We start from the raw sequence: 2,321 nt of genomic DNA, 5'->3' as shown, positions 1-2,321 counted from the left end.
GGGGCGGGCGGAGCCACTGTATGTGGACGGCTCGCGCGGTCTGGCGCTGATCGCCTTCTCCACGCTGGCGGTGGCGTCCGTTGGCTGGTCCGTGAATCCGGAGGTGACGACCACCACGGGCATCGAGCTGCTGAAGCTGACGGCCATCTACATCACCTTCGTCAACGTCATCACCACGGGCCGCCGGCTGGCGGTGGTGTGCGGGGCCCTGGTGCTGGCGTCGGTGGTGACGTCCGTGGGCGCCATCAACTGGTACCTGGTGGGTGAGGACCTGGTGGAGGGCTTCCGCGCGCGCTGGGTGGGCGTCTACGCGGACCCGAACCACATGGCCATGAACCTGGCGCTGGTGGTGCCGCTGGCGGTGGCCTTCGTGGCGCGCAAGGGCAGCGGCTGGCTGTGGCGGCTGGCGTGTCTGGCGGCGGCCGTCCTCGCGGTGGCGGCCATCGTCGTCTCGCACTCGCGCGGCGGCTTCATCGGCCTCTCCGCGGCCATGGCGCTGTGGGCCTTCCGAGAGAAGCGCCGCATCCAGGCCATTGTCGTGGGCTCGCTCTTCGTGGTGGGCCTGCTCATCTTCGCGCCGCAGAGCTTCTGGCAGCGCAACGAGACGGTGGCCGAGTTCCACGAGGACGCGTCCGCCATGGGCCGCGTCTACGCGTGGCAGGTGGCCAGCCGCATCAGCCTGGACAAGCCGCTGCTGGGCGTGGGCGCGGGCGGCTTCCGCTACGCGTGGCCCCTATACGCGCCCCCCGAGGCGCGCCGGGCCTACGTGGCCCACAACATCTTCCTGGACGTCATCGGCGAGCTGGGCTGGGTGGGCTTGCTGTTCTTCATGGTGTTCGCGGGCGGCGCCGCGGGTGGCGCCTTCCAGGCGTCGCGGGACAAGGAGGTGGGGTGGCTGGCGCGGGCCTTGTCCGCGTCGGTGGTGGGCTACCTCGTGTGTGACTTGTTCTCCGGCTACATCCTGTCCGCGCACTGCTACGTGCTCTTCGGACTGGCGGCGGCGGCGCACCGGGTGGCGCGCGCGTCCGAGGCGGCGGACATGCAACGGGTTACGGCTTCGCAGGAGCCGGTGGTGGCGACGTGGGAGGGGTCCGGACATGCGGCGTGAGGAGGCGCGGATGGGGCAGGAGCCCCTCCGTCTGGTTCAGTTCACCCGGTCTTTCCACATTGGAGGGACCGAGGTGCAGGTGCTGGAGCTGCTGCGGGGACTGCCCGCCAGCTACCGGCTGCAGGTGTCCGTGCTGGATGATTCGGGGCCGCTGATTGGCGCGGTGTGGAAGCTGGGCCACGCGCCGGCGGCCTTCCCGCTCAAGGGCTCCGTGGTGCAGCCGAACACGGCGTATCAGGTGTACCGCATGGCGCGCTGGCTCAAGGCGAACCGCGTGGAGCTGGTGCACGTGCATGACTTCTACTCCACGATGGTGGCCGTGCCGGCGGCGAAGCTCGCGGGCACGAAGGTCATCGTGGGCCGGTTGGACCTGGCGCATTGGCAGGGGCGGGCGCGGCGCGCGGTGCAGTCACAGCTGTGCCGCATGGCGGACCATGTGATTGGCAACGCGGAGGCCATCCGCCACCAGCTCATCACCGAGGAGGGCCTGCCGGCCTCCCGCGTGTCCGTCATCCACAACGGCCTCGACTTGCCGCGCTTCGAGTCCCGCAGGCGCGAAGGGCTGCGCGGCCCGCTCCCCGACACGGGGGACGCGCCGGTGGTGGTCCACGTGGCCAACATGAATCACCCGGTGAAGCGGCAGGAGGACCTGCTGCTCGCGCTGGCCCAGCTGCGCCACGCCGGCATCACCCTGCACGCCTTCCTGGTGGGAGATGGTCCGCGCCGGCCAGGCCTGGAGAAGCTGGCCGGTGAGCTGGGCGTGTCCGATTCCGTGCACTTCCTGCGGCACCGCACGGACGTGCCCGCCATCTACGCCCGGGCGACCTTCGGCGTCCTCTGCTCCACCGCGGAGGGCATGTCCAACGCGGTGATGGAGGGCATGGCCGCGGGGCTCCCCATGGTGGTGACGCGCGTGGGGGGCAACACCGACCTCGTCCTGGACGGCGAACGCGGCCTCGTGGTGGACCCCGAGCGCCCCGCACAGCTCGCCCAGGCCTTCCGTCAGCTTCTCGCGAATCCCGAGAAGGCGAGAAGCATGGGTCAGGCGGCGCGGGACTTCGTGGCGCGCGAGCTCTCCCTGGAGAAGATGGTCCGGCGCCATGACGCGCTGTACCAGCGGATTGCCCGGGGCGCGGACGCCTGAGGGCATGTCAGAGCGGTGTGGATACTGAGTCTCCACCGGGCGCAATGAGGGCGGGGCCGGGGCGTAGGG

At 70.7% G+C, this 2,321-nt stretch carries 2 protein-coding genes; both read left to right on the top strand.

All coding sequences use genetic code 11. From position 1 onward, the window contains the following. A partial coding sequence (exoJ, locus tag G4D87_RS36820; protein ID WP_163787449.1) for a spore coat polysaccharide polymerase ExoJ occupies positions 1–1,108 on the top strand: 1,108 nt, incomplete at its 5' end. After that, positions 1,098–2,252, top strand: a complete 1,155-nt coding sequence (exoK, locus tag G4D87_RS36815) for a spore coat polysaccharide biosynthesis glycosyltransferase ExoK (protein ID WP_163787448.1) — start codon at positions 1,098–1,100, stop codon at positions 2,250–2,252. The genes exoJ and exoK, both read left to right, overlap by 11 nt. The last annotated feature ends 69 nt before the right edge of the window (positions 2,253–2,321 follow it).

Origin of the sequence: Myxococcus vastator (assembly GCF_010894475.1) — a bacterium.
In the GTDB taxonomy this organism is placed as follows: Bacteria; Myxococcota; Myxococcia; order Myxococcales; family Myxococcaceae; genus Myxococcus; species Myxococcus vastator.
This window is presented reverse-complemented; position numbering and strand designations above follow the sequence as displayed.

Coding starts and splice junctions, on each gene's coding strand:
- exoK (WP_163787448.1), top strand. CDS start 1,098: ATGCGGCGTGAGGAGGCGCGGATGGGGCAGGAGCCCCTCCGTCTGGTT.